At 71.1% G+C, this 25,750-nt stretch carries 28 protein-coding genes; 11 read left to right on the forward strand and 17 right to left on the reverse strand.

Going from position 1 to position 25,750, the window contains the following annotated elements:
* Nucleotides 1–165 precede the first annotated feature (165 nt).
* The 5 genes from AB0C28_RS08685 to paaZ all read right to left on the reverse strand — a co-directional run bounded on the left by AB0C28_RS08685 (nt 166) and on the right by paaZ (nt 6,941).
* Nucleotides 166–1,761: a dihydrolipoamide acetyltransferase family protein gene (locus AB0C28_RS08685; protein WP_358073477.1), complete on the reverse strand. Its 1,596-nt coding sequence runs from the start codon at nt 1,759–1,761 to the stop codon at nt 166–168.
* Nucleotides 1,758–2,795: an alpha-ketoacid dehydrogenase subunit beta gene (locus AB0C28_RS08690; RefSeq protein WP_357842464.1), complete on the reverse strand. Its 1,038-nt coding sequence runs from the start codon at nt 2,793–2,795 to the stop codon at nt 1,758–1,760. Before AB0C28_RS08690 ends, AB0C28_RS08685 begins: the two co-directional genes overlap by 4 nt.
* A 193-nt stretch (nt 2,796–2,988) precedes the next feature.
* Nucleotides 2,989–4,134, reverse strand: coding sequence for a pyruvate dehydrogenase (acetyl-transferring) E1 component subunit alpha (gene pdhA / locus AB0C28_RS08695; RefSeq protein ID WP_358073478.1), 1,146 nt, complete (start codon nt 4,132–4,134; stop codon nt 2,989–2,991).
* A gap of 237 nt (nt 4,135–4,371) precedes the next feature.
* The gene (locus tag AB0C28_RS08700; RefSeq protein WP_346110952.1) at nt 4,372–4,827 is read right to left on the reverse strand and encodes an Lrp/AsnC family transcriptional regulator; all 456 of its coding nucleotides are present in this window, start codon (nt 4,825–4,827) and stop codon (nt 4,372–4,374) included.
* Nucleotides 4,828–4,895: 68 nt separating this feature from the next.
* Entirely contained in the window at nt 4,896–6,941 is a 2,046-nt protein-coding gene (paaZ, locus tag AB0C28_RS08705) for a phenylacetic acid degradation bifunctional protein PaaZ (protein WP_358073479.1), read from the reverse strand.
* Nucleotides 6,942–7,048: 107 nt separating this feature from the next.
* On the opposite strand from paaZ, the gene paaA reads away from it, so the two are divergent.
* The 6 genes from paaA (at nt 7,049) to AB0C28_RS08735 (ending at nt 11,881) form a co-directional block, all read left to right on the forward strand.
* On the forward strand, nt 7,049–8,014 hold the full coding sequence (gene paaA, locus AB0C28_RS08710; protein ID WP_358073480.1) for a 1,2-phenylacetyl-CoA epoxidase subunit PaaA: 966 nt from the start codon (nt 7,049–7,051) through the stop codon (nt 8,012–8,014).
* Nucleotides 8,011–8,304 (forward strand): 1,2-phenylacetyl-CoA epoxidase subunit PaaB, encoded by a 294-nt coding sequence (gene paaB, locus AB0C28_RS08715; RefSeq protein WP_346110892.1) that lies wholly within the window; start codon nt 8,011–8,013, stop codon nt 8,302–8,304. Before paaA ends, paaB begins: the two co-directional genes overlap by 4 nt.
* A gap of 130 nt (nt 8,305–8,434) precedes the next feature.
* Nucleotides 8,435–9,352: a 1,2-phenylacetyl-CoA epoxidase subunit PaaC gene (gene paaC / locus AB0C28_RS08720; protein ID WP_357842477.1), complete on the forward strand. Its 918-nt coding sequence runs from the start codon at nt 8,435–8,437 to the stop codon at nt 9,350–9,352.
* Between the two features lie 71 nt (nt 9,353–9,423).
* Complete coding sequence (gene paaD / locus AB0C28_RS08725) at nt 9,424–9,912, forward strand: 1,2-phenylacetyl-CoA epoxidase subunit PaaD (RefSeq protein WP_357843094.1); 489 nt, start codon at nt 9,424–9,426, stop codon at nt 9,910–9,912.
* Nucleotides 9,913–9,914: 2 nt separating this feature from the next.
* Nucleotides 9,915–11,006 (forward strand): 1,2-phenylacetyl-CoA epoxidase subunit PaaE, encoded by a 1,092-nt coding sequence (gene paaE, locus AB0C28_RS08730; protein ID WP_357842480.1) that lies wholly within the window; start codon nt 9,915–9,917, stop codon nt 11,004–11,006.
* A gap of 92 nt (nt 11,007–11,098) precedes the next feature.
* On the forward strand, nt 11,099–11,881 hold the full coding sequence (locus AB0C28_RS08735; protein WP_358073481.1) for an enoyl-CoA hydratase/isomerase family protein: 783 nt from the start codon (nt 11,099–11,101) through the stop codon (nt 11,879–11,881).
* A 108-nt stretch (nt 11,882–11,989) separates the two neighbouring features.
* Here AB0C28_RS08735 and AB0C28_RS08740 read toward each other — a convergent pair whose 3' ends face one another.
* Entirely contained in the window at nt 11,990–12,619 is a 630-nt protein-coding gene (locus AB0C28_RS08740) for a TetR/AcrR family transcriptional regulator (RefSeq protein WP_358073482.1), read from the reverse strand.
* Nucleotides 12,620–12,806: 187 nt separating this feature from the next.
* On the reverse strand, nt 12,807–13,493 hold the full coding sequence (locus AB0C28_RS08745) for an alpha/beta hydrolase (protein WP_358073483.1): 687 nt from the start codon (nt 13,491–13,493) through the stop codon (nt 12,807–12,809).
* A 586-nt stretch (nt 13,494–14,079) separates the two neighbouring features.
* Here AB0C28_RS08745 and AB0C28_RS08750 point away from each other — a divergent pair.
* Entirely contained in the window at nt 14,080–14,391 is a 312-nt protein-coding gene (locus AB0C28_RS08750; protein ID WP_358073484.1) for a hypothetical protein, read from the forward strand.
* A 9-nt stretch (nt 14,392–14,400) separates the two neighbouring features.
* On the opposite strand, the gene AB0C28_RS08755 is transcribed toward AB0C28_RS08750, so the two are convergent.
* Nucleotides 14,401–14,835, reverse strand: coding sequence for a cupin domain-containing protein (locus tag AB0C28_RS08755; protein ID WP_358073485.1), 435 nt, complete (start codon nt 14,833–14,835; stop codon nt 14,401–14,403).
* Nucleotides 14,836–14,887: 52 nt separating this feature from the next.
* Between AB0C28_RS08755 and AB0C28_RS08760 the strand changes: the two genes are divergently transcribed.
* Together AB0C28_RS08760 and AB0C28_RS08765 are read left to right on the forward strand one after the other, a co-directional pair.
* Nucleotides 14,888–15,883 (forward strand): helix-turn-helix domain-containing protein, encoded by a 996-nt coding sequence (locus AB0C28_RS08760; protein WP_358073486.1) that lies wholly within the window; start codon nt 14,888–14,890, stop codon nt 15,881–15,883.
* Between the two features lie 252 nt (nt 15,884–16,135).
* Nucleotides 16,136–16,714 (forward strand): hypothetical protein, encoded by a 579-nt coding sequence (locus tag AB0C28_RS08765; protein WP_358073487.1) that lies wholly within the window; start codon nt 16,136–16,138, stop codon nt 16,712–16,714.
* Nucleotides 16,715–16,978: 264 nt separating this feature from the next.
* On the opposite strand, the gene AB0C28_RS08770 is transcribed toward AB0C28_RS08765, so the two are convergent.
* From AB0C28_RS08770 to AB0C28_RS08780, 3 genes are all read right to left on the reverse strand, one after another.
* A complete protein-coding gene (locus AB0C28_RS08770; protein ID WP_358073488.1) occupies nt 16,979–17,416 on the reverse strand; it encodes a hypothetical protein in 438 nt (145 codons plus the stop codon).
* Between the two features lie 211 nt (nt 17,417–17,627).
* Nucleotides 17,628–18,362 (reverse strand): alpha/beta hydrolase, encoded by a 735-nt coding sequence (locus AB0C28_RS08775; protein WP_358073489.1) that lies wholly within the window; start codon nt 18,360–18,362, stop codon nt 17,628–17,630.
* Nucleotides 18,363–18,668: 306 nt separating this feature from the next.
* Nucleotides 18,669–19,454 (reverse strand): SigB/SigF/SigG family RNA polymerase sigma factor, encoded by a 786-nt coding sequence (locus AB0C28_RS08780; RefSeq protein ID WP_357842510.1) that lies wholly within the window; start codon nt 19,452–19,454, stop codon nt 18,669–18,671.
* Nucleotides 19,455–20,031: 577 nt separating this feature from the next.
* Between AB0C28_RS08780 and AB0C28_RS08785 the strand changes: the two genes are divergently transcribed.
* The gene (locus AB0C28_RS08785) at nt 20,032–20,313 is read left to right on the forward strand and encodes a hypothetical protein (protein WP_358073490.1); all 282 of its coding nucleotides are present in this window, start codon (nt 20,032–20,034) and stop codon (nt 20,311–20,313) included.
* Here the strand turns inward: AB0C28_RS08785 and AB0C28_RS08790 are convergent.
* Together AB0C28_RS08790 and AB0C28_RS08795 are read right to left on the reverse strand one after the other, a co-directional pair.
* Entirely contained in the window at nt 20,286–20,921 is a 636-nt protein-coding gene (locus tag AB0C28_RS08790; protein ID WP_357842517.1) for a hypothetical protein, read from the reverse strand. The genes AB0C28_RS08785 and AB0C28_RS08790 overlap by 28 nt on opposite strands.
* A 66-nt stretch (nt 20,922–20,987) precedes the next feature.
* Nucleotides 20,988–21,548 carry a nuclear transport factor 2 family protein gene (locus tag AB0C28_RS08795; RefSeq protein ID WP_358073491.1) on the reverse strand — a complete coding sequence of 187 codons (561 nt, stop codon included), beginning with the start codon at nt 21,546–21,548 and terminating at the stop codon, nt 20,988–20,990.
* Between the two features lie 33 nt (nt 21,549–21,581).
* Between AB0C28_RS08795 and AB0C28_RS08800 the strand changes: the two genes are divergently transcribed.
* Nucleotides 21,582–22,121 carry a helix-turn-helix domain-containing protein gene (locus AB0C28_RS08800; RefSeq protein WP_357842522.1) on the forward strand — a complete coding sequence of 180 codons (540 nt, stop codon included), beginning with the start codon at nt 21,582–21,584 and terminating at the stop codon, nt 22,119–22,121.
* 173 nt (nt 22,122–22,294) lie between these two features.
* Here AB0C28_RS08800 and AB0C28_RS08805 read toward each other — a convergent pair whose 3' ends face one another.
* The 4 genes from AB0C28_RS08805 to AB0C28_RS08820 are packed head-to-tail and all read right to left on the reverse strand — an operon-like array spanning nt 22,295 to nt 25,745.
* Complete coding sequence (locus AB0C28_RS08805) at nt 22,295–23,728, reverse strand: MFS transporter (RefSeq protein ID WP_358073492.1); 1,434 nt, start codon at nt 23,726–23,728, stop codon at nt 22,295–22,297.
* Nucleotides 23,729–23,781: 53 nt separating this feature from the next.
* Nucleotides 23,782–24,579, reverse strand: a complete 798-nt coding sequence (locus tag AB0C28_RS08810) for a glycerophosphodiester phosphodiesterase family protein (RefSeq protein ID WP_357843097.1) — start codon at nt 24,577–24,579, stop codon at nt 23,782–23,784.
* Between the two features lie 39 nt (nt 24,580–24,618).
* Nucleotides 24,619–25,158, reverse strand: a complete 540-nt coding sequence (locus AB0C28_RS08815; protein ID WP_357842528.1) for a TrmH family RNA methyltransferase — start codon at nt 25,156–25,158, stop codon at nt 24,619–24,621.
* Entirely contained in the window at nt 25,155–25,745 is a 591-nt protein-coding gene (locus tag AB0C28_RS08820) for a methyltransferase (RefSeq protein ID WP_357842531.1), read from the reverse strand. The genes AB0C28_RS08815 and AB0C28_RS08820 overlap by 4 nt, the downstream gene beginning before the upstream one ends.
* Nucleotides 25,746–25,750: the final 5 nt, after the last annotated feature.

The raw sequence follows: 25,750 nt of genomic DNA on the forward strand, positions 1-25,750 counted from the left end.
CCGTGGGGGTCAGAGGCCGGTGTGGACCAGAGGCCGCACGTGGGTTGGACGCTTGCACCGGTCGGACGCCTGCCCCAGGTTGGATGCCTGCCCGGGTCGGGTGCCCGCCCGGGGTGGGCGCCCGGGCAGGGCTCACGCCGACACAGGGCGGGCGACTGGTGCGGGTCAGACGTCGGCCAGGAGGATTGCCGGGTTCTCCACGCAGTCGGCCACGTGGCGGAGGAAGCCGCCGGCGGTGCCGCCGTCGCAGACCCGGTGGTCGAAGGTGAAGGAGAGCTGGGTGATCTTGCGGGCGGTGACGACTCCACCGGTCACCCAGGGGCGGTCGATGATGCGGCCCACGCCCAGCAGGGCCGCCTCGGGGTGGTTGATGATCGGGGTGGAGCCGTCCACGCCGAAGACGCCGTAGTTGTTGAGCGTGAACGTGCCGCCGGTCAGCGCCTGCGGAGACAGCCTGCCCGCACGGGCCAGGGCCGTCAGCCTGGTCAGTTCGGCGGCGAGCTCGGCGGTCGTCATCAGGTGGGCGTCGCGGATCACCGGCACGACGAGGCCGCGGTCGGTCTGGGCGGCGAAGCCCAGGTTGACGTGACCGTACCGGACGATCTCGGACCGGTCGGTGTCCACGGAGGAGTTCAGCTCGGGGAAGCGGCGCAGACCGTCCACGCAGATGCGGGCCAGCAGGGCCAGCAGGCCGATGCCGAGGTCGGGACGGGACCGCTTGAGGGCGTCCCTGGCCGCCAGTAGGTCGGTGGCGTCCACGTCCACCCAGGTCGTGGCGTCGGGGATCTCGGCCCGGCTGCGACTCAGCTTCTCGGCCACGGCCCGCCGCAGGCCACGCAATGGGATTCGCTCGTCCACCAGCCCCCTTGTCCGGGAGCCCGGGACATCGTCGGCGGTGGCGGTGGCGGTGGCGGTGGCGGTGGCGGTGGGGACGGGGGCCTGCGGGGTCGTCCGCGCGGAGATGACATGCGCGGGGGAGGGTTGCGAGGGAACGGTTCGCGATGAAATGGCCTGCTCGCCGACGGTCTGCTCGGCGATGGCTTGTTCGATGTCGCGTCGCAGGATCACGGCGTGCGGGCCGGTGGGGGTGATGTCGGCCAGGTCGACGCCGTGGTCGCGGGCCATCCGGCGGACCAGCGGCGAGATCACCCGTGGCGCCTGGGACTCGGCCGCGAACGCCACCGACTCAGCCGCACCACGAAGGTCGGCGCGATGGTCGCCCCCGGGCCGGTCACTGATGGGACGGTCGCCCACAGGGCGGTCGGCGGCGGTGTGCGGGCTTGCGGGGTGCTTGGCTCGGCGGCTGCCGGTCGTGGGGTGGTCGTCGTTTGTGGGGTGGCCGGTCATCGCATGGGTGTTTGTCGGGTGGGGGGTGCGGCGGCGGCGTCGGGTGCCTGGGGTGTGGCCGGTGCCGTAGCCGATCAGGACGTTGCCGGAGCCTGCCCGTTCCTCCTCCCGGTACTGCGCCGCCGCCCCGGCGCCCGGCTCAGGCTGGTCGGTGGTGGCTGTGGGTGGGCCGATCTCGATCAGGGGGAGGCCCACCGACAGGACGGTGCCGGGGGCGGCGTGCAGGGCCAGGACGGTGCCCGCGTACGGGACCGGCACGTCCACCGCGGCCTTCGCGGTCTCGACCTCCACCACGATCTGGTCGACCTCGACCGTGTCCCCGACGGAGACCTTCCACTCGAGGATCTCGGCCTCGGTCAGCCCCTCGCCGAGGTCCGGCAGGCGGAACACCTGCCGCGCGGCCGTCGCCGTCATGACGCCGCCTCTTCGCGTCGAAGGTGCAGCACGTCCGGCCGGTCGTCGAACTGCAGCCGGTCCACCGTGTCCAGGACGCGATCGACGTCCGGCAGGTGCGAGTGCTCAAGTTTCGGCGGCGGGTACGGGATGTCGAAACCGGTGACCCGCAGCACCGGCGCGGCCAGGGAGTGGAAGCAGCGCTCCTGGACGCGGGCCGCGATCTCGGCGCCCACCCCGGCGAACCCCTGCGCCTCCTGGATCACCACGCACCGCCCGGTCCTGCGTACGGACGCCATGACGCTCTCGTCGTCGAACGGGACGATCGTCCGCAGATCCACCACCTCCAGGGACCGGCCTTCCGCGGCCGCCGCCTCGGCGGCCTGCAGTGCCACCGGCACGCCGGGGCCGTAGGCGACGAGCGTGGCGTCGCTGCCCGCGCGCCGCACGACCGCCCGCCCGAACCCCGGCGCGCGCCGCTCACCGGGTGTGAAGCTGGATTTGGACCAGTACAGCCGCTTCGGCTCCATGAAGATCACCGGGTCGGGGTCGGCGATGGCGTCGCGGAGCAGCCAGTACGCGTCCTCGACCGTGGCGGGCGTGACGACCTTCAGCCCGGGGGTGTGGGCGTAGTACGCCTCGCTGGAGTCGCAGTGGTGCTCGACCCCGCCGATGCCGCCCGCGAACGGGATGCGGATCACCATGGGCAGTGACAGCAGGCCCCGGGTGCGGTTACGGGTCTTGGCCACGTGCGAGACGATCTGCTCGAAGGCCGGATAGGCGAAGGCGTCGAACTGCATCTCGACCACGGGACGGAACCCGCCCATCGCCATGCCCACGGCCAGCCCCACGATCCCGGACTCGGCGAGCGGGGTGTCGAAGCACCGTTCCTCGCCGAACTCCCTGGTCAGGCCGTCGGTGACGCGGAAGACCCCGCCCAGCGGGCCGACGTCCTCGCCGAAGACCAGCACCCGCTCGTCCTCGCGCATCGCGTCCCGCAGGGCGGCGTTCAACGCCTGCCCCATCGACATCGACGTGGACGCGGAGGTACGCATCGACGGTTCCGGCTTCGGCTTCTGCGTAGGCGTCGATGGCGTGGGCGTCGATCGCGCCGGCTGCGGGCCCGGTGCGGGCTCGGGCACCGATACGGACACTGCACCGGACACTGCACCGGACACTGCACCGGACACTGCACCGGACACTGCACCGGACACTGCACCGGACACTGCATCGGACATGGCGGTCATGTCACTCCTCCGGGGCGCTCAGCTCGGCCGCGAGCAGCGCGCGCTGCTCGCGCAGCTGCGGCGTCGGGGCGGCGAAGACGTGGTCGAACAGCTCGAACGGGTCCGTCTCCGGCTCCGCGTTCATCCGGTCGCGGACACGGGCCGCGTACTCCTCGGCGGCCTCGTGCGCCGCCTCGACGCCGGCCGCGTCGAGCAGCCCCCGGCCGCGCAGGTACGTCTCCAGCCGGGCGAGGGGATCGGCCGCCTCCCACCGCGCGACCTCCTCGGCGTCGCGGTAGCGGGTGGCGTCGTCGGCGTTCGTGTGGGACTCGATCCGGTACGTGTGCGCCTCGACCAGGAACGGCCCGCCGCCCTCGCGCGCATGCCGGACCGCCTCGGTCAGCACGGACAGGACCGCGACGAGGTCGTTGCCGTCCACCTGCTCGGAGCGGACCCCGTACCCGACGCCCTTGTACGCGAGCGCGGGAGCGGCGCTCTGCCGGGCCAGCGGCACCGAGATGGCGTACTTGTTGTTCTGCACGAAGAACACGACGGGGGAGCGCAGGACGGCCGCGTAGTTGAGCGCCTCGTGGAAGTCGCCCTCGCTGGTGCCGCCGTCGCCGATGAAGGCCATGGCGACCGCGTCCTCGCCCCTGCGCCGCAGCGCCTCCGCCATGCCGACCGCGTGGATCGTCTGGGTGGCCAGCGGCGTGCACTGGGGTGCGACGCGTACGGCCGCGGGGTCGTAGCCGCAGTGCCAGTCGCCGCGCAGCAGCGTGAGCACCTCGACGGGGTCGAGGCCGCGCGCGACCAGCGCCACGCAGTCGCGGTAGGTGGGGAACAGCCAGTCGTCCGCGCGCAGGGCGAGCACGCCGGCGATCTGGCAGGCCTCCTGCCCCCTGCTGGACGGGTAGACGGCGAGCCGGCCCTGCTTGGTCAGCGCGGTCGCCTGGCGGTCGAAGCGACGGCCCAGGACCATGCGGCGGTAGGCGTCCACGAGCAGGTCGTCCGCGGGCGCCCGGTAGCCGGCTCGGTGTTCGGCCCGATGGCCGCCCTGGTCGCCTGCCTGGTCGCCGGTGGGAGGGCCGGCGGCGGAGCCATCCTCGGCGACGAAGCGTACGGGGACGGGCTCGGGGAGAAGACCGTCGGCCACCTGATGACGGGACATGGCGACGCTCGCTTTCGCTGGACGTTTGACAAGAGAAGCGTCCGCGTCACGCACCATCTGTTCAAGACATCAGGCGCAATAGGCGACAAATGGCCTCAAGAGGGCATTTATGAGGCCAAATGTCGATCCACTAGCGGGTTGGTCGGGGGAACGCCGGACGTTTTGCCGGAGTTCGCACCAGGCCGCTCGGGGCATGCCCCGCAACGCCCCCGCCGGCCCCCGGCGAGCGCCCCAAGCTCACCCCCGGCCCTTGCCCCATTCCGCGCCCCGCCCCCGGGCCTCGTCGAACACGAGCCACGTCCGCGTCGCCCGCACGCCCGGGATGTCCTGGATGCGTTCCAGCACCATGTGCCGCAACGCCGCGTTGTCCGGCGTCCTGACCAGCACCAGGATGTCGTAGTCGCCGCCGACCATGGCGAAGTGCTCCACGTACGCGATCTCACGCAGCGCCGCCGAAACCCCCCGCCAGGAGTTCTGCTCGATGGTCACCGAGACGTACGCGCTGGTGCCCAGGCCCGCCTTCGCCGGCGCGATCTCGGCCGTGAAGCCGGTGATCACGCCGTCGTCGATGAGCCTGGTCAGGCGCGCGTACGCGCTGGCCCGGGAGATGTGGACGTGCTCGGCCAGCGTCCGCACCGACATGCGGCCGTCACGCAGCAGTTCGGCGATGATCGCCCGGTCCACCTCGTCCAGCGGCGCCGCGGAACGTCCCGGCCAGCCCTCGCCGGGGCTCTCGCGCTCGGCGGGTGGCGCGGGCCCGTTCACCGCGTGTCCTCCTCCCAGGTCTTGGCCACCAGGGTGAGGACGTCGTATGTGGCGACCGCCTGGCCCTCCTGGTTGCTCACCACGGCGTCCCAGCGGACCTCGCCGTAGTCGGCCCCGGTGCGCGGCGTGATCTGCTTGACCGTCAGCGTCACCGCGATGGCGTCGCCCGCCTTGACGGGGGTGAGGAAGCGCAGCGCGTCCACGCCGAAGTTCGCCAGCACGGGCCCGGGCGCCGGGTCCACGAAGAGCCCGGCGGCCAGCGAGACGACCAGGTAGCCGTGCGCGACGATGCCGCCGAACAGCGGGTTGCGCGCGGCCGCCGCGGCGTCGGTGTGGGCGTAGAAGGTGTCGCCGGTGAACTCGGCGAAGTGCTCGATGTCGGCCAGCGAGACCGTGCGCGGCGCCGAGGCGATCGTGTCGCCGATCCGCAGCTCGGCCAGCGACTTGCGGAAGGGGTGCACGCCGGAGTCGGCGCGGGCGGCGCCGGTCGTCCAGCGTCCGGTGACCGCGGTGAGCAGGTCGGGCGAGGCCTGTACGGCGGTGCGCTGCATGTGGTGCAGCACCCCGCGGATTCCGCCCAGTTCCTCGCCGCCGCCGGCCCGCCCGGGACCGCCGTGGACGAGGACGGGCAGGGGAGAGCCGTGCCCGGTGGACTCCTTGGCGTCGTCCCGGTCGAGGACGAGCACCCGCCCGTGCCACGGCGCGAGCCCGAGCACGACGCTCCTGGCGACCTCGGGGTCGTGGGTGACCACGGAGGCGACCAGGCTGCCCCGGCCCCGCGCGGCCAGCGCGACCGCCTCGTCCAGGCCGTTGTAGGAGAGCACGGTGCTGACCGGGCCGAACGGCTCGACGTCGTGCGGCTCGGTGGCGCCGGGCCGCGCCCGCAGCACCAGCGGGGTCATGAACGCGCCCCTGGTCGCGTCCCCGTCCAGCAGGGGAGCGCCGGCGGGGTCGCCGACCACCACGTCGGAGCTCGCCCGCAGCGCCTCGACGGCCTTGCGCACCTCCTCGCGCTGGCCGAGGCCGGCCAGCGCGCCCATGCGCACGTCGGGGTTGCGCGGGTCTCCCACGCTCACCTTCGCCAGGCGCGCGGCCAGCGCCTCCACCACCTCGCCCGTCAGCGCGGACGGTACGAGCACGCGGCGGATGGCGGTGCACTTCTGCCCCGCCTTGACCGTCATCTCGGTGACGACGCCCTTGACGAACAGGTCGAACTCGGGATCGTCAGGGCGCACGTCGGGGCCGAGGATCGAGCAGTTGAGCGAGTCGGCCTCGACGCCGAGGACGACGCCGCCGTCCAGCACGTTCGGATGGCGGCGCAGGATGCCGGCGGTGTGGGCCGAGCCGGTGAAGGCCACGGAGTCCTGCACGGTCAGCTCGTCGAGCAGGCCGCCCGCGCTGCCCGCGACGAGCTGGAGCGTGCCTTCGGGCAGGATCCCCGACGCCACGATCAGCCGGACGGCGCGCTCGGTGAGATAGGCGGTCTGGCTGGCCGGCTTGACGATCGAGGGCAGCCCGGCCAGGAAGGCGGGGGCCAGCTTCTCCAGCATGCCCCAGACGGGGAAGTTGAACGCGTTGATCTGCACGGCCACGCCCGGCCTGGAGGCGTAGAGGTGCTGGCCGACGAACGTGCCGCCCTTGCCCAGCCGCTCCAGGCCGCCGTCGAGGTAGACCGTGTCGTTCGGCAGCTCGCGCACGCCCTTGCTCGCGTAGCTGAACAGGGTGCCGATGCCGCCGTCGACGTCGATCGCGGTGTCGCGGGTGGTGGCGCCGGTGCGCAGCGACAGGGCGTACAGCTCGTCCTTCTGCTCCAGCAGGTGCTTGGCCAGCGCCTTGAGCAGCGCGGCCCGCTCGTGGAAGGTCAGGGCTCGCAGCGCGGGCCCGCCGGTCTCGCGGGCGTGGCGGACCATCGCCGCGACGTCCAGCCCCCGGCTGGAGATGCGCGCGACCTCCTCGCCCGTGGCGGCGTCGAGCAGCGGCTCCCCGTCGTCGGCCGGGCGGAACCACCGTCCGGCGGCATAGCTCTCCAGCAGCGTGCTCACACTGTCTCCTCTCCCCGGGCGTGACCTGTTGCGCGGGCACCCCTCCCTGTGCGACCTTATTACTGACCGAGCGATAAGTAAATGAGCCGGAGGGTCTCGGAGGAAACATGACGACCACCCCAGCGGACCCGGCCCTGGAGGCCCGGCTGCAGGCCGGTTTCGACGCGACCATCGCCCGCCACGACCGCATCGAGCCCCGGGACTGGATGCCGGACGCCTACCGCAGGACCCTCATCCGCCAGATCGCCCAGCACGCCCACTCCGAGATCATCGGCATGCAGCCCGAGGGCAACTGGATCAGCCGCGCGCCGTCGCTGCGCCGCAAGGCGATTCTGCTGGCCAAGGTGCAGGACGAGGCGGGGCACGGGCTCTATCTTTACTCCGCGTGCGAGACCCTGGGCGTCTCCCGCGCCGAGCTGACCGATCTGCTGCTGTCCGGCCGGCAGAAGTACTCCTCGATCTTCAACTATCCGGCGCTGTCGTACGCCGACGTCGGCACCATCGGCTGGCTGGTGGACGGGGCCGCCATCTGCAACCAGGTGCCGCTCTGCCGTACCTCCTACGGCCCGTACGGGCGCGCCATGATCCGCATCTGCAAGGAGGAGTCCTTCCACCAGCGGCAGGGCTACGAGCTGCTGATGACGATGATGCACGGCACCGACGCCCAGCGCGCCATGGTGCAGGAGTCGGTCGACCGGTTCTGGTGGCCGGTGCTGATGATGTTCGGCCCGCCGGACGCGCAGTCGCCCAACAGCGCACGGTCGATGGCGTGGGGCATCAAGCGCAACTCCAACGACGAGCTGCGGCAGAAGTTCGTGGACATGACCGTCCCGCAGGCCGAGGCGCTCGGCGTCACGCTGCCCGACCCCGATCTGCGCTGGAACCAGGAACGCGGCCACTACGACTTCGGCGAGCCCGACTGGGAGGAGTTCGCCGCGATCCTGCGCGGGGACGGGCCGTGCAACGCGCAGCGGATGGCCCACCGCCGGGCCGCGCACGAGGACGGGGCCTGGGCCCGCGAGGCCGCCACCGCATTCGCCGAGCGCGCGGCTCTTGTGGAGGGGGTCCGATGAGCGGCGATCGGCGGGAGTGGCCGCTGTACGAGGTGTTCGTCCGGGGCAAGCGCGGCCTCAACCACGTGCACGTGGGGTCGCTGCACGCGCCGGACGACGCGATGGCGCTGCGGCACGCCCGGGACGTCTACACGCGGCGGAACGAGGGGGTCAGCATCTGGGTCGTACGGGCGGACGCCATCGCCGCGTCCAGCCCGGACGAGAAGGACCCGCTGTTCGCGCCGAACGGCGACAAGGTGTACCGGCATCCGACGTTCTATGACATTCCCGGCGACGTCCCGCACATGTGAGCCTTCACGATCGGAACCACCCATCATGAGCGACAAATCTGTGACCGGCGAACCTGTGACCGGCGAATCTGGGACCGGCGAACCCAGGGGCGTCCGACCTGTGCCGGGCGGACCTGTGAACGACGGACCCTTGAGTGACGAGCACGGCAGCGTCTTCGACGGACTGCTCGGCGGCGACTCGTCCCAGTGGGCTTTCGGCACCGACTTCGAGGACCCGCTGGCCGGCGTCGACACCACCACGCCCGACGGCGTGGACCCCGCCGACCTGGCCGCGTACTGCCTCATGCTCGGCGACGACGCCCTGATCATGTCGCAGCGCCTGTCCGAGTGGTGCAGCCGCGCCCCCGACCTGGAGGAGGACATCGCGCTGGCGAACATGGCGCTCGACCTCCTCGGGCAGGCGCGCCTGCTGCTGGCGCGGGCTGCCGCCGCCGATCCCGGTGTCGTGCCGGTCCTGCCCGAGGGCTCGCCGGTGCCGCCGGAGGACGCGCTGGCCTTCTTCCGCGACGACCGGGACTTCCGCAACGTCCGCCTGGCCGAGGTGGACAACGGCGATTTCGCGCACGTCGTCGTCCGCCTGCTGCTGTTCTCGGCGGCCCGGCTCGCGCTGCTCGAACGGCTGCGCGCCAGCCGGGACCACGTGCTGGCCGCCGTGGCGGCGAAGGGCGTCAAGGAGGTCGCCTACCACCGCGACTGGGCCGGGCGCTGGTTCCTCACGCTCGCCCTCGGCACCGAGGAGTCCCACCGCAGGCTCCTGACGGCCCTGGACGAGCTGTGGCCGCTGCTGGCCGAGCTGACCGGGACACATCCCCTCGAACGCTCCCTGGCCCACGCCGGGGTCGCCGCCGACACCTCGTCCCTGCCCGGCGAGGTGGACGCCGTTCTCGGCCAGGTACTCGCCACGAGCGGCGTCCCCCGTCCGGAACGGGCCCCGCTGGCCGGCGTCGGCGGGCGGACGGGCCGCGACGGCCTGCACACCGAGGCCCTGAGCCGGCTGCTCGCCGAGATGCAGGTGGTCGCCCGCGCCCACCCGAGCGGACGCTGGTGAACACCACCCACGGCCCCGCCAGTCCGGTCGGCCGGGACGCCGTCCGAAGCGCCGTTCAGGTCGCCAGGGAGGTGGCCGGGCAGGTGCGCGATCCCGAGATGCCCATGCTCACCCTCGCCGACCTCGGCGTCCTGCGCGGCGTCGAGCTGGTACGGGACGAGGCCGGCGCGGAGGTCGTCGTGGCCTCGATCACGCCGACCTACACCGGCTGCCCCGCCATGGCGACCATGCGCGACGACCTCGTCCACCGGCTCAACGACGCCGGGTTCGGCCGGGTCGAGGTGCGGATCGTGCTCGACCCGCCGTGGTCCAGCGACTGGATCTCCGAACGCGGCCGCGCCGCCCTGCACGAGGCCGGCATGTCGGCGCCCGGCCCCGCCCCCAGGCGGAGCGCGGGACCGGTCGCGCTCACCCTCGGCCCGCCGCGCACCGCGCCGCCCTGCCCGCGCTGCGGCTCGGCGGCCACCCGGCTCACCTCCGAGTTCGGCGCCACCGCCTGCAAGGCCCTCTACCGCTGCACCGGCTGCCTCGAACCGTTCGAGCACGTCAAGGAGATCTGAGCATGACCACGCTCGCGCCAGGCCCGGCCCGTTCCCGGGCCGCCGTCTTCCACCCGCTGGCCGTGTCGGCGGTGGACCGCCTGTGCGAGGACGCCGCCGCGATCACGTTCGACGTCCCCGGCGAGCTGCGCGACGCGTACGCCTTCAGCGCCGGCCAGTCCCTCACCCTGCGCCGCGTGATCGACGGACAGGAACACCGCCGCTCCTACTCGATCTGCGCCCCCGCCGGCGCCGCACCGCGCATCGGCGTCCGCGAAATCCCCGGCGGGCTGTTCTCCTCCTGGCTCGTCCACGAGGTGCGGCCGGGCACCCGGATCGACGTCCAGCCGCCCACCGGCTCCTGGCGGGCCGACCCCGGCACAGGCGAGCGGCACCTGTGCGTCGCCGCCGGCTCCGGCATCACCCCCATGCTGTCGGTCGCCGCGACCGTCCTCACCCACCCCGCCGCGCAGGTCTCGCTCCTGTACGGCAACCGTACGAGCCGTACCGTGATGTTCGCCGAGGAACTCGGCGACCTGAAGAACCGCTACGGCCCCCGGCTCCAGGTCGTGCACACACTCTCGCGCGAGCCGCGCGACGTCGAGCTGCTGTCCGGCCGGCTCGACGGCGACCGGCTGCGCCGCCTGCTCACCGCGCTCGTGCCGGTCGAGGTGTTCGACCACGTCTGGCTGTGCGGGCCGCTGCGCATGATCGAGGAGGCCCGCGCGGTGCTCGCCGAGCTGGGCGTGCCCGCGGAACGCGTCCACGTCGAGCTCTTCTACGCCGACGCGCCGCCGCCTCCGCCGAGACGGACCGGCGGCGGGATCCCGGCCGGGGCGACCACGGAGCTGACGACCGTACTGGACGGGCTGCGGACCACCTCGACCGTCTCCCGAGACACGCCGATCCTCGACGCCGCCCAGGCCACCCGCGCCGACCTGCCGTTCGCCTGCAAGGGCGGGGTGTGCGGGACGTGTCGCGCGGTGGTGCGTTCCGGAGAGGTGGACATGCGGCGCAACTACGCGCTCGAACCGTCCGAGGTGGCCGCCGGATTCGTCCTGACCTGCCAGACGTACCCGGTGGGGGAGAACGTGACCGTCGACTACGACGCCTGACCCCCGCACCGCTCACCGATCCGGACACCGACCGCCATTACCGAACGCCGACTGGCCCCGACCCGCCCGCGACCGACCACAGGAGCCGCCACGTGCCCGAACACTCCGCCGTCCCGTCGTCAGGCCTGCTCGTCGAGGAGGGCGAGGACCGGGTCGTGTGGCGGCTCAACCGGCCCGAGGTGCGCAACGCCATCGACCGCGAGCTCGTCGCCGCGCTGCACGAGGCGTGCGCCGCCGTCGAGGACGACCCGAAAGTCGTTCTGATCATCGGCGAGGGCGGCACGTTCGCGGCCGGCGCGGACATCGCCCAGCTCCGCGAGCGCGGCCGCGACGACGCGCTGCGCGGCATCAACTCCAAGATCTTCGAACGGGTGCACCGGCTGCCGATGCCGGTCATCGGCCTGCTCGACGGGTACGCCCTGGGCGGCGGCGCCGAGCTCGCCTACGCCTGCGACTTCCGCATCGGCACGCCGCGTACCAAGATCGGCAACCCGGAGACGGGCCTCGGCATCATCGCCGCGGCCGGTGCGGCGTGGCGGCTGGCCGCGCTCGTGGGGGAGCCGCTGGCCAAGGAGATCCTGCTCGCGGGCCGCGTGCTGACGGCCGCCGAGGCGCACGCCGTACGGCTGCTCAACGAGATCGTCGAACCCGAGGACCTGCTCACCGCCGGCCACCGGCTCGCCGACCGCATCACCGCCCAGGCGCCGCTGGCGACCAGGCTGATGAAGTCCGTCTTCCACGCGCCCAGGGACGCGCACCCGTTCGTGGACGACGTGGCACAGGCCGTGCTGTTCGAGACAGAAGACAAAGAGGCCCGCATGACCGCGTTCCTGGACCGCCGCCAACGCAGAAGCCGTACCGACGAGGGCCGCTGACCAGTAGGGGAGCCGTACAGACGAGCACCCTTGACCGGTTCAGGAGCCGCACTACCGCATCAGCGACCGCTTTGACCGGTTCGGCGGGTATCCGGCCGCGACACCGGCTCAAATCTCGTGTTTGGCCAGGCCGTCGAAGGCGATGGCGGTGATCGCGTCGGCGACCAGCGCCAGATCGTACGCGCCATCCGGCCGATACCACTCGACCAGCGAGTTGACCATGCCGAACAGCAGCCGGCTCACCAGCCCAGGCGGCACGCTGTCACGCAGCGCGCCCTCGGCGACGGCGTCGGCCACGAGCGCGGCCAGCCGGTCGTCCAGCCAGCGCCGCCGTTCCAAAGCCGCCAGCTCGATCTCGCTGTTGCCGCGCACCCGCAGCAGCAGCGTGACGGACGGTTGATGCGCCACCAGCACCTCCACGCTGCGCCGCAGCACTTCGCGCAGCCGCTGGTACGCGCTGACCCCGGCCTGCTTCCGCGACGCCTCGGTGACGACGGCGGTCAGCTCGTCGAGTGCGTCGTCCAGCGCCTGGGCGAGCAGTTGCTCCTTGCTCGTGACGTGGTGGTAGATGGCGGCCTTGGTCAGCCCCAGCTCCTTGGCCAGGTCGCCCATGCTGGTGGCGTCGTAGCCGCGGCGGTTGAACAGCTCGACCGCGGCACGCAGGATCGCCTGCTGGTCGTAGCCCGGACGGCCCCGCCGGCGGCGCGGAGCCGGCTCGGCATGCTCAGTCCTGGTCACGAAAGCAGCATCTCACGCGCCCGACCCCACCCCGCCCGCCGCTCCGGCCACGACCGTCCCCGTTCCGTCACGCTCGGGTACGGGGAGCCGCACGGAACCGGTGCGGCCGCATCACCGAGCGCTCCGTCATGATCACGCGGAAGCGGGCGCTGAATGGTCTTCAGTCGCGGTGGGAGGGAGCTGGGGATCACGGGCTCGGATGGAGGCCGGAGCTCAGATGGCCGAGGATGAGGCGCGCCACTTCGTGCGGGGCCTCCAGGTGCATGTCGTGGCCGGTGGCCAGGTCGGCGAGGGAGAGCAGCGGAGTCTGCGCGGCGGCCGTCTTCAGTTCGCGAGCGAAGCCGCGGACGTAGGCGTCGAAGGCCAGCGAGACGGCCGGGGGCAACATCGCACTCAGGTCCGAGCCGCTGGAGGAGACGACGAGGAGGGGACAGCGGGCCGCCCGGTAGACGGCGATGAGGTCGAGCGCGTCCATCTGCGCGATGAAGTGAGTCATCTCCGGATCGCCCGCCGTCTGTTCGGCGAGGAACGCGCGCATTGTGTGCTCGGCGCCGACCGGGTCGACTCCGTCGAAAGGCCCGGTGGGATTGGTGTGCCCGTCCAGATTGACCGCGAGCGGGCACTCGGGGTGCTCTGAGGCCCACAGGGCCGCGACGATGCCGCCCAGCGAGTGCCCGACCACGGCGGGATGCTCCAAGTCGTGGTCGTTGATCGCCTCACCTACGGACTCGACGGCTCCAGCCCAAGACCACGAGCCCAGATCCGGCAAATCGACCGCCACCGTGCGCAGCCCCGCCGCCTCCAGCAACGGCGCGGCGAGCCGCCAGTCCGTGGACCTCCGCCCACCACCGGGCAAGAGAAGAATCTCCGTCATCGTGGCACTCTCCCGGCCCGGCGGCCGCCACCGCAACCCGATCCCGCCCCTCGGCTGCCGCATGCCGGCCTTGGCCGGCAGCCGCTCATGCCGGGCCACTTCCTCAGGGCCGTCATAGACCACCAGCTCCGAGGCACACGACGGCTCCCTTACGGGCTGCAGCCCCCCCGATACTCTCACCGCAACCATCGAGCGCTGTCATTTCTCATCAACACACCCCAGCGCTCAGCGCCTCCGCTGTCACGGGACAGCTGACCCACAAACGCTGCCGCAACTCGCCTACAGAACCACCTGTTTGGGCTTCGTGCCGGGTGCCCTGGTCACAGCGTGATCGCGATGTCGGTGTTCGGCCGATGACGTGCTGCTCGCGGCCCGATCGCCGCGCTCTTTGGTCTACCTGCCGATGCGCGCCACGCCGTCCGCCCCTGGGGTCAACCTCGACTGGGACAAGGAGGAGAGGTGCCCGGACCGGCCGCTTGATCTAGTGCTCGTCCACCACTCGCTGCAGTTCCCGCCCTCCCGCTGGAAACAGGTACGAAAGCGGATCACCGCTGGAAACCCTTCGTGCGAAATACGGACGGCGAGCATGCCGGACAACGACCTACCCGCCGACGAGGAGATCGACTACCGGGCCCTGAACTACCAGGAGAACAAGGTCACGCTCCACCAGCGCGTGCACGCCGAGACGCTGTTTCTGACCGGCAGCACGGCGGCGTTCCGGCAGCCGGCCCGCCACTTCTTCGCCGTGGCGAAGGAAGGGCCGCCCGCCGCCGCGACCTTGCTGTACCTCTCGGGCGGCTGCAACTATCACGTCTGCCGGCTGTTCTATTGGCCGCATCTGAAGCCAGGCAGCGGGCAGGAGATCCACCTGGAGTACGCCCCGCGATGGACGGTCTGACCGGCGAATTCAGGTTGAGCAATCACGCGGAGCCTTTCGGCCGTTGACAAGGAACCCGAGCGCGTGCCCTGTCGTCGCGTCGATGTGGTCAGGGATCTCGGCATGACGGTCACCGACTGTCGGTGTCCCAGTGGGCTCGAACATGAGAATCGCGGCGCCGGTGGGCGCGGACGGCTTGTGCTCCGTGCCACGGGGGACGGTGAACACCGCGCCCGCAGGGAGCCGGACCACACGCTCCCCACTGGGCTCACGCAAGGCGATGTGCAACTCCCCATCGAGAACCAGGAAGAACTCGTCAGTGTCGTCATGGACGTGCCAGATGTGCTCGCCCTCGACCTTGGCGATGCGTACGTCGTAGTCGTTGACGCGCGTGACTATGCGAGGGCTCCACAGGGCGTCGAAGGAGGCGAGGGCCTTACTGAGGGCGACGGGTTCGATACTCATGCGTAAATCCTGGCGCATGGGGCGTACTCAGTGTGAGTGCTAGGAATAGCACATGACGCAAGGATCCTCGCACGCTGCCGGCCCGCACCGGGTCGTCGTGATCGTGGACGAGAACTCCAACCCCTTCGAGCTGGGCTGCGCGACCGAGATCTTCGGCCTGCGCAGGCCCGAGCTCGGACGCGATCTCTACGACTTTCGCCTGTGTTCCCCCGAGCCGCGCACCCTGATGAGGGACGGGTTCTTCACCCTCACGGGCGTCACCGGCCTGGAAGCGGCTGAGTCGGCAGATACGTTGATCGTCCCGAACCGTCCCGACGTCGAGGTGCCCCGCAGAACCGCCGTGCTCGATGCCATCCGGCGGGCGCACGCGCGCGGCGCCCGCCTGGTCGGCTTCTGCAGCGGTGCTTTCACTTTGGCCGAGGCCGGGGTCCTCGACGGGCGCCGGGCCACCGCGCACTGGCAGTGGGCGGATTCCTTCCGAGCCCGCTTCCCTTCCGTCCGGCTCGAAACAGACGTGTTGTTCGTGGACGACGGCGACATTCTCACGGCCGCGGGAAGCGCAGCCGCGCTCGACCTCGGCCTGCACATCGTCCGCGGCGATCACGGCGCGGAAGTCGCCAATTCAGTGAGCCGACGGCTGGTCTTCGCCGCCCACCGCGACGGCGGGCAACGGCAGTTCGTGGAGCGGCCCGTGCCCGCGGTGCCGGACGAGTCCTTGGCGCCTGTCCTCGCCTGGGCACAGGAGCATCTGGACGCCCCGCTCACGGTGTCCGACCTCGCAGCGCGCGCCTCGGTCAGTCCGGCCACCCTGCATCGCCGTTTCCACGCGCAGATGGGCACCACACCGCTGGCGTGGCTCACAGGGGAACGACTCGCCCTGGCATGCCGGCTGATCGAGCGGGGCGAGTCGCGCTTCGAGACGGTCGCGCGGCACAGCGGGCTGGGCACCGCTGCCAACTTGCGCGCACTGATACGTCGCAAGATCGGGCTCACTCCGTTGGAGTACCGGCACCGATTCGGCCCGGGGACAGGCAAGGGATCGACCTGACCTCCTCACAGGCCACAACAAGCCATGACTCAACGTATGCCGTCGCCGGCGGCGAACAGACCGCCTGACCCCGGCAATGGCGACGCCCAGTCGCGCCAGCAAGGCATCGCACAACGCGTGGAATTTACACCGTGAATATACGGTCCGTGTCGGGGAACATACCGTCCGTGTCGGGACATGCCGATGTGAAGCTTCGACCAAAGCGAAGACGGACTTGCCTTTGAGTTCGAACCGCATACGCTCTGCGAGGGAATGATCGTGTCAGAACGCGGAGAGCCTACGAAGGAAGAGAAGATCCGGGACGCGCTCAGTGCCGCCCCGCGCTTCATCGCGGAGACGGCCACGGTTCTGGATTCCGACATGAAGACAGTCCTCAGGGAAGGGTCGCCCGACTGGATCTGCGTGCCGACTCCCCCCGGTCAACCGGCTCCCGGCCCCATGTGCCTTGACCCGACCTGGATGCAGTTCGTCCAGGAGGTCATGCAGGGCAAGACCCCAACGATCGACCGTATCGGGATCTCCTACATGCTGATGGGAGAGGCCGGTGCGGACTTCGATGATGTCTTCGCCACACAGCCCCCAGAAGGCAAGGACTGGTATCGCGCCGGACCCCACGAGATGTTCTGCTTTCCCAAGGGCACCGGACACATCTTGAAGGGAATCGGACACGACCCGTCCTCGGGACAGCCTTATGTACGACCGGTTCGAGGAGCTGAGCCCATGCTCGTCGTCCCGGTCGCCAAGCCGGGCGAGACAGCCTGCGGATGTCGAAGCGACTGCCCCTGTTGCCGGAACAACTCGGCTACACCTGATTCCGAGTCCTCGGCTTGAGGCATTCATAAGGGCATAGGGGTAGCGTCGGCCACCATCGCAGCGACCACCACACGAACCGGACCGCGGGTGAGACTCCGGCGGCTACCCGACCGCGGTCCGCAGAGAATGACGTGGAGATGGCTGCCCTGCCCCGACCCGGCATGCCTTCCACGGCGACTGGGACTATGCCCTGCGCCATCGGTTGTGTGGCCCTGGTCGACGGGCCACAGGGTGACGTCGTACGGGTGCCGCTTGTCGAAGTAGCCGATGACGCCATTTTGATCAATCCGCGGGAATCAAGATCCCCTTGGCTGTCATCCACGAACGTCCGCAGCATAGGAATGTCCTGGGCTCGATCCGCGTGTTCAGCCAGATGACGGAGCCGACCCGGTAACCGCGTTGGCCAAGGCCTGCCGGCACTTCGCCACCCACATCGGCCTGCTCGCCGACCAGCTCGGCTCGGTGCGGCTGAGCGCCGACGACGCCGAGCACGTCACCGACGCTGTGCACCAGGTGTTCGACGCGGCCGGGCTGACCATCGGTCTGCAACGCCACATCGGTGAGGACCAGCGCGCCTTCCAGCCGGATTCCGGCCCGCGCGCCGTGTGCTTCCGTGGATGCTGGAAGCCTGGAACACGAAGTGGATCTTCGCCGGGGTGGCGTGACGGTCTTGCGGTCTGCGGCTACGCGCGCCCGGATCTGTGCAGGAGGGACGGCCATCAACGGTCACCGTCCCTCCCTTGCGCGACCACAGCACATCGTCATGGAACGCCGAGACATTTCGTGGGACGTGCCCGGGGTCGAGGCTTGGCTCGACTGGGAGTAGCGGCTGAGCTCCGTGCGCGAAGCGCCCTATTGTGATGACCTTTTGCGCGGAGGCGGGACTGCCCGAGCGGAGCGAGGACCGCTCGGGCAAGGTCTCGGCTGGCGGTTAGGTCAGGTGGCGGGTGAAGAAGCTCAGCGTGCTGTCCAGTTCGTACGCCGGCAGGATGTCCGCGTGCTTGCCCGGGTTGGCGTGCAGGGTCTTCTCGGCTGAGCCCAGAGCGTCGAACAGGGCCAGGCTCTGGGACCGTGGTACTCGTTCGTCGTCCCACTGCACCAGGAACTCCACGGGTACGGTGATCTGGGCCGCGAGTTCGGCCGTGGCAGCGGCTCCGCCGAGTCCGAGTACTGCGGCGCGGATGCGGGGTTCGGCTGCGACGAACGGGACGCCGAGGCCGCAGCCGAGTGAGACGCCCCAGTAGCCGGCCGGGCCGGGGCCGACGTGGTCCAGGTGCTGGACCGCGTCCAGCATGGCCTGCCATTCCGGTACGGTCTGCCGGGCTACGAGGGCCTGGAACTCGGCGATCAGCGCGGCCAGGTCCTCGCCGGCCGCCACCCGTGCCTGGTTCTCGGTATTGATGCGGTCGAGTTCCGGGTCAACCGGCCGGTCGCCGTGGCCGGGCACGTCGGCCGCGACCACCGCGAAGCCGCGCTCGCGGACGAAGCGGTGCGCGCGGGTCAGGACGCCGGGGGTTTTCTTGTGCTGGCCGCCGCCGTGGCCCATCACGATGACCGGACGGGTGCCTGTGGCGTCTTCCGGCGTCCAGAGCACGCCGGGGACGTCGCCGAGGGTGAAGAGTTGTTCGCGGACGCCGTCGGACGACGTCTCGGAGATGATGCGCATGAACGTGGAAAGCCTTTCGGGATGCCCGCGGGCTCTCCCTAGGCCGTGGGAGAGAGGGAGGCCCGGCATGTCACAGCGTTGATGGGACTCACCTCCTCGGTTCGCACTGGCTCACGGCGGTGGCCAAGGTATCACAGGAGGGCGATCATCGTCCCGCCCGGCGGGCGAAGCGTTCGGGCGGCGATGCGGTAACGCGGCGATGCGGTAACGCGGCGATGTGGTCGGGCGGCGGTGTTGTGGCGGCGGAGCGGTCGGGCGGCGGGGCGGCTACGTGGTCAGGTGGCGGTGCGTGTGGCGGCGGTGTGGTCAGGCGGCGGTGAAGGAGGTGGGGGACGGGCGGGTGTCGGCGGTGTTGAGCGACTCGCGCAGCCCGGTCAGCACGCCGCGCAGGATGCGGGAGACGTGCATCTGGGAGATGCCGAACTCCTCGGCGATCTCGGCCTGGGTCAGGTTGCCGTAGAAGCGCAGCAGCAGGATGTGGCGTTCGCGGTCGGGCAGGGCCGCGACGAGCGGCCGGACGGCCGCCGCGTCGATCACGGTGTCCAGCGTGGTGTCGCGGTCGGGGATGAGGTCGCCCAGGCAGGCCCGGCCGCCGCCGGAGTCGTCGCCGACCGGCGCGTCCAGGGACAGGGTGCTGTACGCGGCCGAGGCGTCCATGCTGCGCAGCACCTCCTCCTGCGACAGCTCCATTCTGGTGGCCAGGTCGGCCGTGGTCGGTGTGCGGCCCAACTCCTGGGTCAGGTCGGCGGTGGCTCGCTTGAGCTCGGCGCGGCGCTCCTGGAACAGACGCGGCACCCGAATGGCCCACGTACGGTCTCTGAAGTGCCGCTTGACCTCGCCCGACACGGTGATCGCCGCGTACCCGCGGAACTCGTGGCCGAGGCTCGTGTCGAAGCCGTTGATGGCCTTGACCAGGCCGAGGTAGGCGGCCTGGCGCAGGTCGTCGACCGGCTCGCCGCGGGCGGAGTAGCGGCGGGTGACCTCGGTGACCAGCCACTGGTGCATCTCCACCAGCCGTTCGCGGACCTGGGCGCGGCGCCGGGCGCCGACGTCCGGCCGGTTCAGCTCGTCGAGGAGTTCTTCTGCGGTCATGCACTCAAGCGCGGGGGGTTGGACGGCCATGGTGTGTCGTGTCCCTGCCTGTACGGCGTGCCGCCCGGCCCGAAGGGGTCCGTCCAGGGGCGCGCCTCGACTGTGTCGCGAGACGAAGCCCTCTGCTGGACCTCTTCACTCACCCGCTGACCGGGGAGAGCCGTGCCAGTCCTTCCCGAAGGTGACAAATCCGGACCTGGGCACGGATTTTCTGATTTTTCAGCTTCTGGGGACTGGGCTGACGTTCCCTTCCCGGTCCCGCTCGGGGGTCCTGGGCTGACGTTTCGCTCCCGGCTCCGGGCTCACAGTCCTGCCTGGGTCCCGGCTGAGGTTTCGGTTCGGCCGAATGGGGCAGCGGGCCGGACCGCAGACGAGGGTGAAGACGAGGACGGTGGCGAGGTGACCTGATGTGCCGTGCTTGGTCGGGTGGGGCCGATCGCCCGGCGGTCGATCGCCTTGCGCCCGACGATTACGCGGCCGGCCGTGACGCGACCGAGCGCTACCCAGGTGATCGTTACGCGGCCGGCGGTGATGCCGCCGACGAGGTCGCCCATCTGGAGGCGCCGCACTTCCAGGCGTGCCACCTGGGCACCCCGATGCGCTACGAGCCCGCGTACGGCTGGCGGGCGAGCGCCACGACCGGGCGGCGGGAAGGCGGAACGACCGGGCGGCGGGAGGGCCGTACGACGTCACCGTCGCCGGCGGGGACGACGGTGTCTGCGTCGTGACCTGCGCCGACGCGTACGCGGCCGGGCCGGTCCGCACGAGGGCCCGTGTCTCCGCGCTCGCCCGCGCCGGCATGACCGCCCACCCCCGGCCGGACGGCGTGCTTCACGTCCGGGTGACGCCGGCGCGCTGACGTCCCGCGAGCGAGCCCGACCGCCACAGCACCGCCGCCAACCACACCCCGCCCACCAGGATGAGCGCGCCGTGGACGACCCGCAGTGGGTAAGGCCCGAAGAACTGCGGGATGAACAGCGCGAACCCCGCCGCCAGCGGCACGCCGCTCCACCGCAGCAGCGTACCCGAGCGCCAGATCGAGACCGCCGCCATGACGGTCCCGACGCCGAGCAGCACCAGCCCGACGGCGAACATGGTGACCGCGACGGGCCCGTACCGGAACTCCTCGGCCAGTTCCATCAGCGCCGGCGCGCCGTCGCGCAGGGAGCGCTGGGCGATGACGTTCAGCCCGAAGTCCTCGGCCCCGTAGTACGGCAGCGTCAGGCCCGCCCCGATCCACGTCACCACGGCGGCCCGCAGCGAGAGCCGGTCGCCGAGCACCTGGTGCAGCCCGAGCACGCCCAGGCCGAGCAGGATGAACCCGATCATCGCGGCCGCATGCCCGGTCACCCACGCGGTGGAGGCCATGGCGGCGGCGTCGTCGGTCGAGGGGCGGATCGCCGGATAGAGGAGGAAGAGCAGCCCACTGGAGGCGTAGGCGGCGGCGGTCAGCCGAGGGGTGGTCATCGGTGCTCCCTTGAAGGTGCGTCGCTCTGCTATGAGAGCAATGCTCTCGTCAAGGGAACGTCGCTGTCAAGAGCGGTGCTCTCGTTCTGGAGAGCTGTTCCTGTCGAGGTGGGAGGGCCGTTCCTGTCGAGGTGGGGTCAGCAGTGGGACGAGGGTCCTGTCGCCGAGGCGGGTGATCGCGGCCAGCGGCTTGACCGCGGCCCCGACCAGCAGCGCCAGGCCGGGCCGGCCGGACGCCCTGGCCAGGCCGGGGCCGAGTGCGGCCATCATCGCGGTGAGCGCGGGCAGCGGCCTGATCCACATGGTGAGCTCCTCGATCAGCCCCTCCTCGTCGAACCGCAGGACGGCCGTCTCGTGCATCGTCATGCGCCCGACCCGCGCGGTGGCCGTCACCGCCCGCGTGTGCTCGTCGCCTATGTCGCTCTGGTAGCGGAGGTCGGAGACGGTGTCCAGGACGACGGAGAACAGCCGGTTCACCTGCTCCCTGCCCCGGAACGCGGCCCGGCCGCTGAGCGGGGAGTGGAAGGCGACGTCGGCGGCGAGCGTGGCCGTCAGGGCGTCGAGGTCGTGCTCCTCGCCGGCCCGCCGGTACGCCAGCGCCGGTGAGTCCTGAATGTGAACTGTCATGGGTTCACTTTATCAACCCACTATCCTGGGGTCATGAACAGGTTCGGTGAGATGCACTGCTCCATCGCCCAGGCCGTCGGCGTCGTCGGCGAGCCGTGGACGCCGCTGATCCTGCGTGACCTGTTCCTCGGCCTGTGCCGGTTCGACGACCTGGCGGAGGACCTGGGGATCTCGCGCAACCTGCTGACCCGCCGCCTGGAGCACCTGGTGACGTCGGGGGTGGTGGAGAAGCGGCGCTACCAGGAGCGCCCGCCGCGCCACGAGTACGTGCTGTCGCGGGCCGGGCGTGACATCGTGCCCGCGCTGATGACGCTGATGGCCTGGGGCGACCGGTGGGCCACCCCGCCCGGCGGGCCGCCCGCGCTGCTGGTGCACGACTGCGGCGAGCAGTTCACGCCCGTCGTCACGTGCCCGCACTGCGGGGGCGCGGCCACGGCGGACACGGTGACGGCCGTCCGCGGCCCGGGGGCGGCTCAAGGGCCGGGAACGATGCTCCTGTCCGCGGGAGTCGCCGAAACCACAAAAACCGCAAAAACCGCCGAAGCCGCCGAGGCCGGCGAAGCCACCGACTGAGCCCAGGTCGACAGCCCAGGTCGACAGCCCAGGTCGACAGCCCAGGTCGACAGCCCAGGTCGACAGCCCAGGTCGACAGTGCCCAGGCCGACAGTGCCCAGGCCGACAAGTGCCCGCCCGGCTGAGGCCGGCCGGGCGCTCGGGACGCGGCTCAGCCGGCCCGGGACACCAGGTCAGACCCGCCCCGGCACCTCGTTGCCCGCCGCCCGGATGGCCTTCGGCAGGTTCGTCATGGCCAGCAGCACGAACCCGAGCACGAAGAAGATGACCATCGACAGGATGGCGATCCGGTAACTGTTCGTGAGCTGCAGCGTGATCGTGATCGTGAGCGAGCCGATGAACGCCGACCCCTTGTCACTGATCTGCAGCAGACTGAAGTATTCGGCCTCCCGCCCCTTGGGGATCACCTGCGAGAACAGCGAGCGCGACAGCGCCTGCGTGCCCCCCAGCACGATCGCGATCGCGAACGCCATCAGGTAGAACTGCAGCGCCTGCCCCTCGGCCACGAACATGGCCATCGCCACGATCGCCGTCCACACCACCAGGCTGGCCAGAACGGTGCGCTTCGTCCCGATGCCGCGCGCCAACCACCCGAGCAGCAGCGCCCCGAAGAACGCCACGAACTGCACCATGAGGATCGCCGTGATCTGCACCGTCTGGTCCAGTTTGAGCGCCTCGGAGGCGAAGGCGGCGCTGTTGCCGATGACCGTCTGCACGCCGTCGTTGTAGACCAGGTACGCGACCAGGAACAGCAGCGTCAGCGGATAGCGGCGCAGCTCCGACAGCGTACGGCCGAGCTGGCGGAAGCTGCCGCCGACCGAGCGCAGCGGCGTGCTCTCGTGCGCGGGCACCGGCCGGTTGCGCAGCCGCAGCAGCGGGAAGATCGTGAACGTGGCCCACCACAGGCCCGCCGACATCATGCAGATCCGCACCGCCATGCCCTGGGTCAGGCCGAGGCTCTCGTGCTGCAGGAAGAGCACCAGGTTGAGCGCCAGCAGCAGGCCGCCGCCCAGATAGCCGATCGCCCAGCCCCGCGACGACACCCTGTCCCGCTCCTCCGGGGTGGAGATCTGCGGCAGGAACGAGTCGTAGACGACGACAGAGGCGCCGTAGGCCACGTTGGCCAGGATGAACAGCACCCCGCCCAGCAGGTAGCGGTCGCCCTCGACGAAGAACAGCGACATCGCGGCCAGCGCGCCGAGGTAGGCGAAGACGCCGAGCATCTCCCGCTTGCGGCCGGTGTGGTCGGCCAGCGCGCCCACGATGGGCAGGAACACGATCTGCAGGAACACCGCGACCGTGGTGATCAGCCCGAAGTACGCGGCCGGCCGGATGTCGGCGCCCAGCACGTCGACGTACCCCAGGCCCGGATTGTCCGCCACGAGCTGGTCGAAGGTGTCGACGCAGGTCGCGGCGGCCACGCCGGGGAAGTCCTTGGCGCAGGCGGCGGTCTTGGCGACCGGGATCAGGTAGGGGCCGAGGAAGACCGAGATGATCGTGGTGTAGAAGGCGGAGTTGGCCCAGTCGTAGAGGTACCAGCCGCGCTGCTCACGCCGGCGGGCCGCCGGGGAGTCGTCGAGGTCCGCGGGGGGTGCGGGTACGGGCATGATGTCGTGTGGCTCCTATGCGGGCGGCCGGGGGCCGGGGGAAGGGGACTCTCTCAGGCGGCCATGCTGCCGGGATGCCACTGGCCGCGCCGTTCGAGCACCCCGCGCAGGCCGGTGACGTTGTCGGTCATGATGCCGTCCACGCCCAGGTCGAGCAGGTGCTCCATGCGGGCGGGGTCGTTGACGGTCCACACGTGCACCTGCATGCCGATGGCGTGCGCCGTGCTGATCAGGCGCCGGGTGGTGACCCGTAGCCCGCGGAAGCCCACCGGCACCTGCGCGCACGGCACTCCGGCGCGCGACAGGCGGGCCAGCAGGCGGCCGTAGCCGGAGGTGGCGGCGGCGGCCCGCAGAGCGGCCACGCCGCGCGGGCCGAGCGCCGAGCACACCTCCCTGCCCAGCGCCGCCCTGGCCAGCGCGAGGCGCTCGTCGGAGAACGAGGTCAGGCAGATCCGGTCGTAGGCGTTGGTCCGCCTGATCGCCTCGGCCAGCGGGGCGATGGCGGCCGCCTCCTTGACGTCGATGTTGAACCGGATCTCCGGCCAGGTGCCGAGCAGGTCCTCCAGCAGCGGGATCTCGTGCACCCCGCCGATGCGGGCTCTCCTGACCGCCTGGTAGGGCAGCTCGGAGATGCGGCCACGCCCGTCGGTCACGCGGTCGAGCGTGTGGTCGTGGAAGGCCACGAGCACGCCGTCGGCGGTGGCGTGCGCGTCGGTCTCCAGATGGGTGTAACCGAGCGCGACCGCCCGCTCGAAGGCGGCGGCGGAGTTCTCCGCGCCTTCCGCCGCTCCGCCGCGGTGGGCGAAGGCCAGCGGCCCTGGATGGTCGAGGAAGGCGAATCGGCGGCTCAGCACGACTGGAAGTATGCCCTTCCCTGATGAACGGTGAGGTTACGAATCGGGGAGATTCTGCCACTCCTGGCGGCGCGCCTCGGCCAGCGCGATGGCCGCTGCCACCGCCACGTTGAACGACCCCACCCGGCCGACCTGCGGGATGTAGCAGGCGCCGTCGACGGCGTCGAGCAGGGCGGGGGAGCAGCCGTGGTCCTCGCTGCCGACCACCAGGCACACGTCGCGGTCGAGGTCGGCCCGGTGCAGTGGCCTCGCCTCCGCGGTCAGCTCGATGGCCAGCACGGTGTAGCCCTCTTCCCTGGCGGCCTTGACCGCCTCGGTGGCCGGCACCGCCTCGTGCCAGGTGACCAGGCGCTCGGTGCCGAGCGCGGTCTTGCCCGCCTTGGGGTTGGTGGGCGGGGTGGCGTTGCCCGCCAGCCAGATCTCGTTCACGCCGAACGCGGCGGCGCTGCGGAAGATCGAGCCGACGTTGAACGGGCCGGTGACCGACTCGACGATGAGGCCGAGGCGGTTGCCGGTGTTCCTGCGCCAGGTGCGGTTGAGCCGCTTGACGTCGGTGGGGCGCAGTTGCCTTCTCAACGGGTCACCTTCAGTATCCGGTAGGCGGCCCGGCTGGCCTCGCGTGAGGCCTGCCACCCCTGCTCGCCGAGCCAGCGCTGCAGGGAGTCGGAGCCGAGGTGTTTCTGGACGACCAGGTAGGCCACGCCGTCGGGCGTCAGCCGGGTCAGCCACCTGGTGAGCATCTCGTGCAGGGCCGGCTTGCCGATGCGGATCGCGGGGTTGGACCAGATGGCCCGGAACCGCACGTCGTCCGGCATGTCGTCGGCGTGCATCGATCTTACTTTGTAAAGGCCGGCGGCCTTGGCGTTCCGCTCGGTCAGCTCCAGGCTACGCCGGTTCACGTCCACGGCCCACACGCTCGCCTCCGGCGCCCGGGAGGCCATGGTGAGCGCGATCGGCCCGTAGCCGCAGCCCAGGTCGAGCAGGTCGCCCTCCTGGGGCGGCGGCGGCACGCTCTCCAGCAGCGCGCGGGTGCCGACGTCGACCCGTTCCGGCGAGAACACGCCGCTGTCGGTCTCCAGCCGCAGATGCAGGTCGGGCAGGACGAGATCGACCCGCCCCGGCCTGCTCGCCGCTCCCGGCTCCTCGGAGAAGTAGTGCGCCACGTCGC

Origin of the sequence: Nonomuraea sp. NPDC048892 (genome assembly GCF_040649735.1) — a bacterium.
Taxonomy (GTDB): domain Bacteria; phylum Actinomycetota; class Actinomycetes; order Streptosporangiales; family Streptosporangiaceae; genus Nonomuraea; species Nonomuraea maheshkhaliensis.